This is a genomic window from Dermabacter hominis NBRC 106157 (assembly GCF_001570785.1).
GTDB lineage: Bacteria > Actinomycetota > Actinomycetes > Actinomycetales > Dermabacteraceae > Dermabacter > Dermabacter hominis.
The window spans coordinates 30,768-43,461 of sequence record NZ_BCSI01000001.1; the positions used below are offsets into that span (position 1 = coordinate 30,768).

Here is a 12,694-nt window from a genome sequence, read left to right on the forward strand (position 1 = left end):
CGGGCCGGCGGCATCGCCTCCCCTGGTCGGTTCAGCAGGCGCCACCAGGGATTTCACTGCCTGCATCGCATACCCGGGGTGGGTAGAAGGACATCGCTCACGGCTGTGGGGTGGTGTCTCGGTGGTGACCCAGCCCACCGAATTCACCCCCTTTTCGCCCTGTTATAAGGCTGTGAACAGGGTTTTTGATTTCTAGTTCGTCAGGCATCCGTGCAAGATGAAGGTATGGCATCGGCCTTGAGGCGGTGTCTTATCACGGTCTTACCACGATCCAAGGAGATTGACGTGAAAAAACGAGCAGCGGTCGCAACCGTCGCCCTTGCCCTCGTCCTCGCGGGGTGTTCGGCCGCCGACCCGGAACCCACCGCCAACGAGACGGTGTCCCAGGATACATTCCTGACTACCCATGGCCTGGCCGACATGGACGCGGTGGAGATCATTGATCACCTCGACCGGCAGAAGGTCAATGAGCGTCCCACGGATCTGATCGCCTCGGTGCGTGCCGATGAACTGCTGCTCTCGAGCGATGACCAGGAGGTCGTGGTCGATCTTCCCGACAATCAGACGTATGTCTCGATCGCGCCCTATCTCACCTCCACCCACGACTGCTTCTACCACAGCCTCACGACCTGCCAGGGGGAACTCGCCAATGAGGATATCCAGGTCACGATCACCGATGAGGCGACCGGTGAGGTGCTGGTGGACGAGACGACAACCACCTTCGACAACGGGTTTATTGGCTTCTGGCTTCCCGATGATGTCACCGGCCTGATTGAGGTCAACTACCAGGGGCGTACCGGCACCGCGGAGTTTTCCACCACCGACGACGGTGCCACCTGTGTCACAGACCTGCGCCTGACGTGATGGCTCAGCAGGGTCCTCACCTGCGCTTGTCTCCGATGTCACTGAAATCTTGTACCAAGGACGGTTAAATTATGACGAACGCGTTTTCCCGACGACAGGTTCTGCTCGGCGGGCTCGTCCTCGCCGGCACCGGGACCGTGACCGCCTGCACCAGCGACCCTGGACCCGCCGCCTCGGCACCAGGTCCCTCCCTTCGCCCCACTCCCACCCCCACTGCGCTCGGTGAGCCGACGGTGCGCCGGACACTGACCGCCCGGCCCCTCTCCCTGGATATCGGCGGCATCGAAGCCAAGACGTGGGGATACGTCTCTGACACTGGGGATGCGGCCATTGAGGCCACCACCGGCGACGTCCTCCAGGTCGATATCACCAATGAGCTGCCTGAGAGCACCTCCATCCACTGGCATGGCATCGCGCTCCACAACGCAGCCGACGGTGTGCCCGGCATGACCCAGGACCCCATTGAACCTGGCGAGTCTTTCTCCTATGTTTTTGAAGTCCCTCACGGTGGCACCTACTTCTACCATTCCCACACAGGCCTGCAGCTTGATCGCGGCCTCCACGCCCCGCTGATCATCCGTGACCCGCAAGACGCTGAGGACCAGGACGTCGAGTGGACCATCGTGCTCGATGACTGGGTCGATGGCATTCAGGGCACTCCCGACGATGAACTCGACAAGCTCACCGGAATGGGTTCGGGCGACCATAACGGGAGGATGGGAATGGGAGGTCACGGCCAGATGATGCACGGTACCCCGGACCGGGTACTGGGCGGGGATGTCGGCGATGTGATGTATCCGCACTACCTCATCAACGGACGTATCCCCCGTGCTCACCGGACCTTCGAGGCTCGCCCGGGCGACAAGGCCCGCCTGCGGTTTATCAACTCCGGCGGTGACACCATCTTCAAGGTGGCCCTCGGTGGTCACCGCATGACCGTCACCCACACCGACGGCTTCCCTGTCCAGCCCTGGGAGACCGAATCGATCTACCTGTCGATGGGCGAGCGTGTCGACGTCGAGGTCATCCTCGGCGACGGCATCTTCCCGCTCACGGCTTTGGCGGTGGGTAAGGACGACCGCGCCTTCGCCGTCATCCGCACCGCCGGCGGCCAGGCCCCCCGCCCGGATGTCGATTTCCCCGAGTTGTCGTCCACCGGACTGCTTCTGTCCTCCCTGAAGCCAGCAGACCGTGCACTCCTGCCCGAGGGCACACCAGACCGAGAAGTCAGTATCGACCTGGGCGGGCAGATGATGCCGTATGAATGGAGTATTCTCACCGACGGCCAATCCTCCCCCGCGACCGTGCAGGAGGGCCAGCGCCTGCGGATGGTCATGCGCAACAGGACCATGATGCCCCATCCCATGCACATCCACGGCCACACGTGGGCGCTGCCCGGCAACGGCGGGCTACGGAAGGACACCGTCCTTCTTCGCCACGGTGAAACCATGATCGCCGACCTGATCGCTGACAACTCCGGTGAGTGGGCATTTCACTGCCATAACGCCTATCACATGGAAACCGGGATGTTCAGCTCGCTTCGCTACGAGTAACCCCCACAGCAGGGTTGAATGCCGAGGTGGGCAGAGTCGCTACAGACCACCCGCCTGGTAGCACGATGACTTTCCTCGGTGTTGTGGTCTTCCGGGACGACCAGAACACCGTCTTCTTCCCCACCGCCCCGGAATAAGGAGATCTAATCCATACCGAGCACCCCCCCGCAGAGCCGCCATCGCGGTGACCTATCCCTCGATCTACGATCCGCCGTTTCGTATCGCTGCGGCCCTGGGTGGGGTGTCGACCTCGGTCATCCCGACCACCATTGTCCTGGACCGAAGCCACCGCCCGGCTGCGGTGTTCCTGAGGGAGGTCGCCGTCGATGACATCCTTGATGTCGCCCTGCCGCTGGCCGAGGAGGCACCAGCATCATGACCGTTGATGTGATGGTGCAGTTAGCGATCGGCCAGCAGTTCGCCGACGCCGCGGCCACCCCTGGCGCGTCATGAGCGCATCCGGCTCCGACGCTACCCAGGCAACCGTCGGACCGTGCACGTGTACGCATGTGCGCAACCGAAGGTGAAGAAAACCGCAAAGACGCCACCGAATCAGGCTGGATAACGTGGTTGTCTACACCTTGAGGGTGGGGGAGAAGGGCAAGAGCGGGCGCACACGGCCACCAGTGCCTATTGTGGGAAATATGATCGACCTGCTCGTGAGCTCCCCGCTGCTGACCCTCATCGTGACGATGGCACTCGGCACCCTGGTCGGCGCAATCCCTTTCGGCCCCCTTAAATTTGGGCCGGCTGGCGCACTGTTTGTCGGGCTCGCGATCGGTGCCCTCGACCCGCGTCTCGGTAGCGACCTCGACCTCGTGGAGTCGCTCGGCTTGGCTCTCTTCGTGTACACGATCGGTATCGCCTCAGGCGCATCGTTCTTCAGGCAGCTCAGGGCACAAGGGTCACTGCTCGTGGGTGGGGTGCTGCTCCTCGGGGTTCAAGCGGCACTGTCGATTGCGGCGGGTTACCTTTTCGGTTTTGGCGGCCCGATGGCAGCCGGTATGTTCGCCGGCTCAGGAGCGGCGACGCCGGCGCTCAGTAGCGCGAGTGCGATCGTGCCCGGGGAGACTGCCCCTGCGGTGGGCTTTGCGATCGCGTATCCGCTAGCCGTCGTTCTCGGCATGCTCATCATTCCGCCGATCACGCGCTCGAAAATGAGCGGGAAAAACGATCCGTCGTCAGTGTCCGCAACGGACCTTCTCGACATCACCGTCGAGGTCGAGCGCACGATGAAGATCAGCAAGATCCCCGGAATTGCCTCATTGCCGGGCAAGGCCGGCGGCGACCTCCGGATTTCTTACCTGCAACGCGGCGACGAGATTCGCGTTGCTCACCCTTCGGAATCTCTGCACGCGGGGGACAGGGTCCTCATGGTCGGCGTGCCCGCCGCGGTCCACGAGGCCGCAAAGCTCCTCGGGCGCGAAAGCGATACCCACCTCGCGAACGACCGTACGAAGGTCAACTTCCGCCGGTTCATCGTCTCGAACCCGCAGCTCGCTGGCCGCACGGTTGCCGATCTTCACGTGCCCACGCGTTTCGACTCGATCATCACGCGCGTGCGCCGCGGTGATACGGATATGCTCGCCCACGCCGAAATGACCCTTCAGCTGGGCGACCGCGTGCGCGTTGTCATGCCCCACGATCGGCGCAAAGAACTCACGGAGTTTTTCGGTGACTCCGAAACTCGCATCACCGAGGTTGATTTCTTGAGCCTCGGGCTCGGAGTCGCCCTCGGCATCATCGTGGGCTTCGTGTCGCTCTCCATCGGCGGGGCAAAGCTTGCGCTTGGGAGTGCGGCGGGCCCGCTCGTCGTAGGGCTCGTTCTCGGATATATGGGGCGCACAGGCCCGATCGTGTGGACTCTGCCCACGAGTGCAAACCTCACCATTAGGCAATTTGGTCTCTTTATGTTCCTGGCATCCGTCGGACTCAAAAGCGGCCATGCCTTCGCCGGGACTGCGTTCTCCGTGACGGGTGTCCTCGTGGGGATCGCGACCTTGCTGACCCTCGGCATCGCACTGCTCGCCCTGTGGGGAGTGGGGGCCGCACTCGGCCTCAGCGCGGCACGAACCGCGGGTGCCGTCGCCGGTTACGTGGGCCAACCGGTGTTGCTCAATCACGTGAAATCGTTCGTGAACGACGAGCGAACCGACCCTGGCTATTCGGCAATGTTCGCCGCCGGGATGATCGCCAAAATTCTGTTCGCTCAAGTGATCGTGCTCCTCTAAGGCATTTTTGCGCCTTCGCACACCGCCCCTCCAGCCCCGGCGCGTAGGTTCATCCCATGATTCCATTTCTCGAGATCATGAACTCGCACAAAAAGATCATGGTGAAGCCCGAGGACGCGCTCGCAGGTCGCGACGACTATCCCTATCCGCTCTCGCGCGATCACCTCGTACTTGGCACCGACATGCTTGGTGAGGGAGCGCCGGAAGGATCTGGCGAATTGTTCCTCGCCGGCGGCTGCTTCTGGGGTATCGAACGCATCATGTGGCAGATCCCGGGCGTATGGACGACCGCGGCCGTGTATGCCGGTGGATACACGCCCCACCCCACCTACGAAGAGGTGTGTTCGGCAAAGACCGGTCACGCCGAAGCCGTGAAGGTGATCTACGAGGATGAGCATGCGCTCCTGCGTGTGCTCACCGAGTTCTGGCAACAACACGACCCGACGACCGAAAACCGCCAGGGCAACGACATCGGAACGCAATCCCGAAGCGCGATCTTCTGGACTGATCCGGCGCAAGAGCGCATCGTTCGCTCCTCCCTCGATGCGTACCAGGAAGCACTCACCGCCGCCGATCGCGGCACCATCTCCACCGTGGTAGCGCCGCTGAGCGAGGCGGGTGCCGGCACCTACTACTACGCCGAGCCTGAGCACCAGCAGTACCTCGCGAAAAACCCAGCCGGCTACTGCAATCACGGCTTTAACGGCGTCGCGTGTTCCCTCGAGGGCGCCGTTTAAGAGTCGATGGCCTCCCGGGCGCGCCGCAACGCTTCACGCTCGGTGACGCCAAGTTGGCGGGCGAGGGCCTGCACATCACGAAATTCAGGTCCGACGGTGGCCACGGAACCGTCGGACCGCACCGACACTTTGACGGCCACTTCCACGCCCTCAATTTCGACTTTCTCAAATCTGCGCGTAAGAATGCGCCGCTCGAGCGGGGCGTATCGCACGCCGAGTGAGCCGGTGAGGTCGAGGAGGAGGTCGGCGAGGCGAATCTCCTCTCCCTCGCGGGAAAGCGCGTGAACGGTTACGGCGGGGCGGCCGTGCTTCATGATGATGGGCGTGAGCCAGCAGTCGAGCGCGCCGGCCTCGAGCATCGAGTCGATGATGCCGGGCCACAGGCGAGGATCGGCGTCGTCGACGTTGGCGTCGAGCTGGATGACTCGCGCGGGCGTCTCGTGGGCGTCACGCATGTGGATAGCTTTCCCCGATGAACACGCGCACGACGTTGGGGCGTCCCGGCGTGTCTTTTGTTCCGGCGCCGATGCCGACGGCGCGCGTCACCATGCCCGGCATGGGGCCGTAGCTCGTCGCGAGGCCGCGGATGAGGGCAACGCCCGTGGGGGTTGCGAGTTCGCCGATGCCTGGGGCGACGCCCGACGGGGGCGCGGCCGCCACGTGCGGGCCGCCCGCGGCGTGCTCGGGCAGCGGGTGTTCGTGATCGTGCTGGTGACCGTGCTCGTGATCGTGTACATGAGCGTGCGAGTGGGCATGGTCGTGGTCGTGGGAGTGACCGTGCGGGCGGGGAGGCAAAAGGTCGCCGGCGACCGTCGGCCAGCCCTCGGTGAGGTAAGCCGTTGCGGGAACCGGCACCGGAATATCACCGTGAGCGGCGCGGATGCGGCCCGAGCCGACGGCGATAGTGCTGCCCGTTGCCTCACCGATCCCGAGTTGGCGCCACGCCTCGCATGCGCCGATGACGTCGGCGATCGAATCGAGTGCGCCGACCTCGTGGAAGTGGACATCCTCGGGATCGATGCCGTGCGCGCGGCCCTCCGCCTTGGCGAGCATGCCAAAGACGCGCAGACCGAGGTCGATCGTGCGTTCGGGGACTGCCCCTCGCGCACTCTCGAGCATGTCGCGGATCGAGGTCCACGTGCGGTGCGGCGGGTTCTCGACGAGCAGTTCGACGTCAACCTTGAGGCTTCGCTGCCCGCAGCGGTCAACGGTGCGTTTCGTGAGCTTTACGGAGCCGGGGATGACGGTATCGAGCACGGATTGGACGCGCTCGAGGTCCGCTCCCGCGTCGATGAGGGCTCCAAGCAGCATGTCGCCCGCGATCCCTGCGGTTGCGTCGATCCATGCGATCGAGCCGGAGGGGGAATCAATGTGGAGGTCGTCGCTATGTCCCATGGCAACCGATTGTAATCCGCGCGATAATGGGCAATATGAGCGAACGAGTTGATCACGTGAAGCCCATTCCCGCATCTTTGGTGAGCGCCGCCGCTCGCATCGGCGGCCCCGACGAGACGCTCACCGACGAGCAGATTTCGAGATTTGTCGCCGAGCAACTCGCGACAGCGGATCTCGACGGCAAGCGCGTGTGCGTGATCATTCCCGACGGCACCCGCTCCGTGCCGCTTCCTCGCGTGATGCCCGCCGTTCACGACGCACTCAAAAACCGCGCTTCGCACATCACGGTGCTCATTGCGCTCGGCACGCACGCCGCGATGAGCGAAGAGAGCATCGAGCGGATGCTCGGCGCCGAGCCCGGAAAGCTCAAAGACGCGTACCCCGCGTTCGAGATCCGCAACCACGAATGGGACAACGACGAGGAGATCGCCGACCTCGGCGAGATCGGTGCCGACACGATCGCCGAGCTCACGGGCGGGTTGCTCACGGATGTTCCCATGCGCGTGAACATCAATCGCCACGTCGTCGAAGCGGACGTCAACCTTATCGTCGGCCCCGTGTTCCCCCACGAAGTCGTGGGATTCTCAGGCGGCAATAAATACTTCTTCCCCGGCTGCTCCGTGCACGACGTCATCGACATCTCGCACTGGGTGGGGGCGCTCATCACGGCGAGCCGCATCATCGGTGCGCTTGGCATCACGCCCGTGCGCGAGCTCATCGACGCGGCAAGTGCACGCATCGAGACGACCAAATACTGCCTCGCGATGGTCGTGCGCTCCGCGAGCAGCGACCTCCACGCGATGAGCTTCGGCAGCCCCGAGAGCGCCTGGGCCGCGTGCGCGCAGATCTCGGCTCACACGCACATCCGCTACGTTGAGGCGCCCTACAAGCGGATCGTCGCGATCATGCCGGAGATGTACGAGGACATCTGGACGGGGGCAAAGGGCTTTTACAAGCTCGAGCCGGTATGTGCCGACGGTGGCCAGGTCATCATCTATGCCCCGCACATCACCGAGGTTGCCGCCATGCATCCGGGCCTTCGCGACATCGGCTACCACAACATCGAGTACTTCACGAAGCAATGGGATCGCTTCAAGAACCACCCGTGGGGCGAACTCGCCCACTCGACGCACGTCACGGGCCTTGGCACGTACGACCCCGAGACCGGCGAAGAACACAACCGCGTGCGCCGCGCGTTTGCGACGCAGATCCCGCCCGAGGTGTGCGAGGAGTACAACGTTGAGTACGTGGATCCCGCCTCTCTCGACCTCGAGGCACTCCGAGACGATCCCGACACTCTCGTGGTTGACCACGCGGGCGAGGTTCTGCATCGCCTCGCGAGCGAGCGGCAGCCGCTGTGAGCGCACCGCTCACGACGGTTCCTGGGCTCACCGGAGGTCTTGCTGCTCGAGCCGAGGCCGCGATGCGCGAGCTCGCAGGCCACGAGCGCGTGGGAATTGCCTATTCGGGTGGGGTGGATTCGGCGACCCTCGCCGCCCTCGCGCTGCGGGCGCTCGGCGCCGATCGCGTTGTCGCCCTCCTCGGTGTGTCACCCTCGCTTGCCCGGCGCGAACGAAGAACCGCCCACGAGGTTGCAAAGACGATCGGTGTGCGTGTTCAGGAAGTCGAGACCCACGAGGGCGAGCGTCCCGAATACATCGCGAACGATGTGGACCGCTGTTTCTTCTGCAAGGACGAGCTTTTTACGCGCATCGAGGATGAGGTGCTCGATGAGCTTGGCCTCGATGCCGTCGCTTACGGCGAAAATGCCGACGATGCGAAGCGCCCCGACCGTCCCGGCGCGGGCGCCGCGACGAACCACGCGGTGCTCCGCCCCCTCGCGAGCGCTGGCCTCACAAAGAATGACGTGCGCGAGGTCGCGCGTGCCCTCGGCGTTCCCGTAGCGAACAAACCCGCCGCGCCATGCCTCGCCTCGCGTATTCCCCACGGCGAGGACGTCACGCCCGAAAAGCTCCGCCAGGTCGAAGATCTCGAGGATGCCGTGTTTGAGCTGGGCTTTAGTGACTGCCGCGTGCGCCATCACGGCCGCATCGCGCGCATCGAAGTACCTCAGGGCGAACTTCCGCGCGCCGTCGAACCCGAGACCCGCGCGGCCCTCGTGAGCGCGGGCACGAAGGCGGGGTTCCGCAACGTCACTCTCGACCTTGCCGGCCTGCAATCGGGTGCGTTTACGCTCAGCATCATGAACGCGAAGGGAACATTGTGAACGCCGGGCGCACTGTGGGCACGGGTCACGGCGCGGGCGCCTGTTCCGGGAACGGTTCCGACGCTTCCCTCGCCGACATCGCAAACCTTGACTTCGACCGTGCCGCAAGGCGCGGAGCCCCCGAGGCGATTCTGTGCGACGCGAAGAGCACGGAACAAGTCGTGAGGATTGCCCGCGCGATCCGGCAGCGTTCACGCGACACCGGTTCGGCGCCCGCGCTTGCCACCCTGTTCACCCGCCTCGACACCGACAAAGCCGCTGCACTTGGCGAAGAATTGCCAGGTTTCTTCTTTGACGAAGAAGCGTCGATAGGGGCGTGGCCGGCGTCGGAACCGACCCCCACCGGCGGGCTTGTGACCATCGCATGTGCCGGCACGAGTGACCTTCCCGTCGCGCGCGAGGCGGAGCTCACCGCGCGCTACCTGGGCCGGCCCACGCGGCTTATTCCCGATATTGGGATCGCGGGCCTACACCGGCTGCTTGAACGCTTGCCTGAGCTGCGTGAATCGGCGTGCATCATCGCCGTTGCAGGCATGGACGGAGCACTTCCCACCGTGATCGCCGGCCAGGTCGCGTGCCCCGTCGTCGCGCTCCCCACGTCCGTGGGCTACGGCGTTGCCGCCGGAGGCATCAGTGCAGCCCTCACGATGCTCTCGGCGTGTGCGCCCGGCATCGGGGTCGTCAACATCGACAACGGATACGGCGCGGGGCACCTCGCCGCGCAAATTGCACGGTGGGCGCCCCGCGATACCGAGTCGGGCTAGCTAGCAGCCTATAGAAGCCCCATCGCGCCCGGCAGCCACAGGGACAGCGTGGGCACGAAGGTGACGACGAGCAGCATGAGGAACAGTGCCGCGAGGTACGGCAGGAGCCTCGGGATGACCTTCTCGATCGTCGTGCCCGCAAGGCTCGTGCCGATGAAGAGCACCGAGCCGACGGGCGGCGTCATCGTGCCGATGCACATGTTGAACACGAGCACCACGCCGAAGTGGACCGGATCCATGCCGATGCCCTCCGCGATGGGCAGGAAGATCGGCGTGAAAATAAGGATCGCGGGCGTGATGTCCATGAACGTGCCAACGACGATGAGGACGATGTTGATCAGCAGGAGGATCACGATCGGGTTATCGGAAACGCCGAGCAGAAGCTCGCTGATCGCTTGCGGCATGCCCGTGTAGGCCATGACCCAACTCATTGCGGAGCTCGCGGCGATTAGCAGGAGGATCACGCCGGTCGTGCCGATCGTGCGGGCCATGATCGCCTTGATGTCGCTCCACGTGAGGCTGCGGTACAGGAGCGAGAGGACGAGGCAGTACGCGACGGCGATGCCCGCCCCTTCGGTCGCGGTGAAGATACCAGCGACGATGCCACCGACGACGATGACGATGAGCAGCAGCGCCGGAATTGCTTCGAGGATGGTCTTACCGGCCTGGGCGGCGCTCACGTGTCCCGAGGTCGGGTACTTCTTGCGGACCGCATACACGAGCGCAACCGCGATCACGGTCAGGCCCATGAGGATGCCCGGCACCGCGCCGGCCATGAACAGCGCCGCGATGGAGGTGCCGCCCGCGATCATCGAGTACACGATGAAGGCCGTGGTCGGGGGAATGAGAAGGCCCGAGGGGGCCGACGCGATGTTCGCTGCTGCGGTGAACGCGGGGTCGTAGCCGCGCTCGCGCTGCTGCTTGCTCATGGTGCCGCCGATTGCGGCTGCCGCGGCGACCGCCGAACCGGAAAGGGCGCCGAACAGCATGTTGCCCACGATGTTCGTGTGCACGAGCGAGCCGGGAACACGGCCCGTGACGAGTTCTGCGAGCGCGATGAGGCGCTTGGCGATACCGCCGTTGTTCATGATGTTGCCCGCAAGAATGAACAGTGGGATTGCGAGCAGCGTGAACGACTCGAGGCCCGTGTTCATCTTCTGCATGACGACGAAGATGGCCTGGTCGGGCGGCAGAATCATGAGGATGCTCGCGAACGCGGCAACGGATATGCCAATGGCGATGGGCACGCCAACCGCGAGCAGGAGGAAGAAGGTGCCAAACAGGAGCAGGGTTACCGTCATGGTGCTCATGCGCGGGCCTCCTTAGTCTCGGTGGGGATATCTGCGGCGGCTTCGGCCACGAGCGTCTCGTCGTCGGCGCCAAGGTCGGTGTCGGGCAGGGTTTCACCCGTGACGTCCTCCCAGAGGTTGATGATCTGGGCAAGCACCATGAAGACGCCGCCGACGGGGGCCGCGCCATAGGAGAGGCCGCGGGGGATCTGGAGGATCGCGGATGGCGCATCGAGGGAGATGAGCGTGAGCTGCGTACCGCCCCACACGATCACGATCGCCGCAAAGGCCAGCGCGAGTGCGTCGACGAGGATCATGACGATGCGCTTTCCAGCCTCGGGAAGGCGGTCGCGGAAGAACACGAGAGCCATGTGCTTGCGGTTGACGAACGCGTATGCGCCGCACAGGAAGCACGCCCACATGAGCGAAACGGTGACGAGTTCCTCGGTCCAATCGGCAGGATCCGAGAGAACGTAGCGCGTGAACACCTGGATGATCACGAGGAGTGCCATGGCGGCGAGTAGAACGCCGGCGATCACGAACAGGGCGAGAGTGATGCCCTTCTTGAGCTTGAGCATGGTGTCGTACATGGCCTTTACGCCCCCTTGCGTGCGTGCTCAATGGCGTCGAGCACGGTGCTCACGCCGTCGTACTTGTCAACAAATTCGGGAACGATGCCCGAGGTAAGCTCGCGGAACGGCTCGCGGTCCACGTCCTTCACGAATGTGACTCCCATGGCCTCAGCGTCCGTGATGGCCTTGGTGATCGCCTCACTCCAAATGGTCTTGTGCTGCTCGGTGGAGGCAACCGCGGCTTCGCTAAGGACTTTTTGGTGGTCCGCATCGAGGAGCTTCCACGTTGCCTCACTGAACGAGAGGACGTCGGGAATCATGGTGTGTTCGGTGTAGGTAAAGACCTTCGCGACCTCGCCGTGCGCGGAGTCGGTAAGGGCGGTCTCATTCGATTCGGCGCCGTCCACGAGGCCCGTTTGGAGGCCCGTGTAGATTTCGCCGAACGGCAGGATGAGCGGTGTGCCACCGAGCTTGCTGATGAGTTCGGTTTGGGAACGGAAGTTCTGCACGCGGATCTTGAAGCCGCGCAGGTCGTCTGGCGTTTCGATCGCCTTGTCGACCGTGTAGAAGGACCGCGCCCCCGATGTGTAATAGGTGAGCGTGCGAAAGCCGTCCTCCGTGCTCGAATCGAAGAAGGTACGCATATCGCCCGAGTCCATCGCGCGGTAGTAGTGCTCTTCGTCATCAAAGAGGAACGGCAAGCCAAAGGCGTTGTATCCGGAGGAGTACGGGGCGATCGACGGCGCCGCGCAGCGCACAATGTCAACAACACCGCGGCTGAGCTGCTCGATCGACTCGGTCTCGCTTCCGAGTACGCCGTTACCGAACACCTCGATGCGGATGTCTCCGTTCGAGCGCTGATTGACCTCGTCGACGAAGATTTCGAGGGCCTTCGAGGTGGGGTGTTTGTCGCCCAACGTGTGGGCCATGCGCAGTTTGACCTTGCCGTCCTTCGTGAACTTTCCGGATGAGCATCCGGCGAGCGCAGCGGCGGACAGCGCGGCGGCCCCGAGGCCGAGCGCCGATCGTCGTGTCATGCGACGAGTCATGTTGCCTCCTTGC

13 protein-coding genes are annotated in these 12,694 nt (G+C 64.1%); 8 read left to right on the forward strand and 5 right to left on the reverse strand.

The features are described from left to right. Positions 1-285 precede the first annotated feature (285 nt). From DEHOM01_RS00135 to msrA, 5 genes are all read left to right on the forward strand, one after another. A complete protein-coding gene (locus DEHOM01_RS00135; protein WP_061210975.1) occupies positions 286-864 on the forward strand; it encodes a CueP family metal-binding protein in 579 nt (192 codons plus the stop codon). Positions 865-935: 71 nt separating this feature from the next. After that, complete coding sequence (locus DEHOM01_RS00140) at positions 936-2,417, forward strand: multicopper oxidase family protein (protein WP_061210976.1); 1,482 nt, start codon at positions 936-938, stop codon at positions 2,415-2,417. 184 nt (positions 2,418-2,601) lie between these two features. Beyond that, positions 2,602-2,796 carry a TlpA family protein disulfide reductase gene (locus DEHOM01_RS00145; RefSeq protein ID WP_217997987.1) on the forward strand — a complete coding sequence of 65 codons (195 nt, stop codon included), beginning with the start codon at positions 2,602-2,604 and terminating at the stop codon, positions 2,794-2,796. A 265-nt stretch (positions 2,797-3,061) separates the two neighbouring features. After that, on the forward strand, positions 3,062-4,648 hold the full coding sequence (locus tag DEHOM01_RS00150) for an aspartate:alanine exchanger family transporter (RefSeq protein WP_061210977.1): 1,587 nt from the start codon (positions 3,062-3,064) through the stop codon (positions 4,646-4,648). 56 nt (positions 4,649-4,704) lie between these two features. Beyond that, the gene (msrA, locus tag DEHOM01_RS00155; protein WP_061210978.1) at positions 4,705-5,385 is read left to right on the forward strand and encodes a peptide-methionine (S)-S-oxide reductase MsrA; all 681 of its coding nucleotides are present in this window, start codon (positions 4,705-4,707) and stop codon (positions 5,383-5,385) included. Here msrA and larC2 read toward each other — a convergent pair. Both larC2 and larC read right to left on the reverse strand, forming a co-directional pair. Next, on the reverse strand, positions 5,382-5,840 hold the full coding sequence (larC2, locus tag DEHOM01_RS10280; protein ID WP_082738603.1) for a nickel pincer cofactor biosynthesis protein LarC2: 459 nt from the start codon (positions 5,838-5,840) through the stop codon (positions 5,382-5,384). The two genes, msrA and larC2, sit on opposite strands and share 4 nt — an antisense overlap. After that, positions 5,833-6,780 carry a nickel pincer cofactor biosynthesis protein LarC gene (larC, locus tag DEHOM01_RS10285; protein WP_082738604.1) on the reverse strand — a complete coding sequence of 316 codons (948 nt, stop codon included), beginning with the start codon at positions 6,778-6,780 and terminating at the stop codon, positions 5,833-5,835. Before larC ends, larC2 begins: the two co-directional genes overlap by 8 nt. Before the next feature lie 26 nt (positions 6,781-6,806). On the opposite strand from larC, the gene DEHOM01_RS00165 reads away from it, so the two are divergent. From DEHOM01_RS00165 to larB, 3 genes are read left to right on the forward strand one after another with little or no spacing between them, the layout of a single operon-like run. After that, complete coding sequence (locus tag DEHOM01_RS00165; protein ID WP_217997988.1) at positions 6,807-8,141, forward strand: lactate racemase domain-containing protein; 1,335 nt, start codon at positions 6,807-6,809, stop codon at positions 8,139-8,141. Further along, positions 8,138-9,007, forward strand: coding sequence for an ATP-dependent sacrificial sulfur transferase LarE (larE, locus tag DEHOM01_RS00170; RefSeq protein WP_061210980.1), 870 nt, complete (start codon positions 8,138-8,140; stop codon positions 9,005-9,007). The genes DEHOM01_RS00165 and larE overlap by 4 nt, the downstream gene beginning before the upstream one ends. Then, positions 9,004-9,771, forward strand: coding sequence for a nickel pincer cofactor biosynthesis protein LarB (gene larB / locus DEHOM01_RS00175; protein ID WP_439645374.1), 768 nt, complete (start codon positions 9,004-9,006; stop codon positions 9,769-9,771). The genes larE and larB overlap by 4 nt, the downstream gene beginning before the upstream one ends. An 8-nt stretch (positions 9,772-9,779) precedes the next feature. Here larB and DEHOM01_RS00180 read toward each other — a convergent pair whose 3' ends face one another. The 3 genes from DEHOM01_RS00180 to DEHOM01_RS00190 are packed head-to-tail and all read right to left on the reverse strand — an operon-like array spanning position 9,780 to position 12,681. Further along, complete coding sequence (locus DEHOM01_RS00180) at positions 9,780-11,081, reverse strand: TRAP transporter large permease (RefSeq protein WP_061210981.1); 1,302 nt, start codon at positions 11,079-11,081, stop codon at positions 9,780-9,782. Continuing rightward, complete coding sequence (locus DEHOM01_RS00185; RefSeq protein ID WP_061210982.1) at positions 11,078-11,650, reverse strand: TRAP transporter small permease; 573 nt, start codon at positions 11,648-11,650, stop codon at positions 11,078-11,080. The genes DEHOM01_RS00180 and DEHOM01_RS00185 overlap by 4 nt, the downstream gene beginning before the upstream one ends. A gap of 5 nt (positions 11,651-11,655) precedes the next feature. Further along, a complete protein-coding gene (locus tag DEHOM01_RS00190; RefSeq protein ID WP_061210983.1) occupies positions 11,656-12,681 on the reverse strand; it encodes a TRAP transporter substrate-binding protein in 1,026 nt (341 codons plus the stop codon). Positions 12,682-12,694: the final 13 nt, after the last annotated feature.

Coding starts and splice junctions, on each gene's coding strand:
- DEHOM01_RS00140 (WP_061210976.1), top strand. CDS start 936: ATGACGAACGCGTTTTCCCGACGACAGGTTCTGCTCGGCGGGCTCGTC.
- DEHOM01_RS00150 (WP_061210977.1), top strand. CDS start 3,062: ATGATCGACCTGCTCGTGAGCTCCCCGCTGCTGACCCTCATCGTGACG.
- msrA (WP_061210978.1), top strand. CDS start 4,705: ATGATTCCATTTCTCGAGATCATGAACTCGCACAAAAAGATCATGGTG.
- larC2 (WP_082738603.1), bottom strand. CDS start 5,840: ATGCGTGACGCCCACGAGACGCCCGCGCGAGTCATCCAGCTCGACGCC.
- larC (WP_082738604.1), bottom strand. CDS start 6,780: ATGGGACATAGCGACGACCTCCACATTGATTCCCCCTCCGGCTCGATC.
- DEHOM01_RS00165 (WP_217997988.1), top strand. CDS start 6,807: ATGGGCAATATGAGCGAACGAGTTGATCACGTGAAGCCCATTCCCGCA.
- DEHOM01_RS00180 (WP_061210981.1), bottom strand. CDS start 11,081: ATGAGCACCATGACGGTAACCCTGCTCCTGTTTGGCACCTTCTTCCTC.
- DEHOM01_RS00185 (WP_061210982.1), bottom strand. CDS start 11,650: ATGTACGACACCATGCTCAAGCTCAAGAAGGGCATCACTCTCGCCCTG.
- DEHOM01_RS00190 (WP_061210983.1), bottom strand. CDS start 12,681: ATGACTCGTCGCATGACACGACGATCGGCGCTCGGCCTCGGGGCCGCC.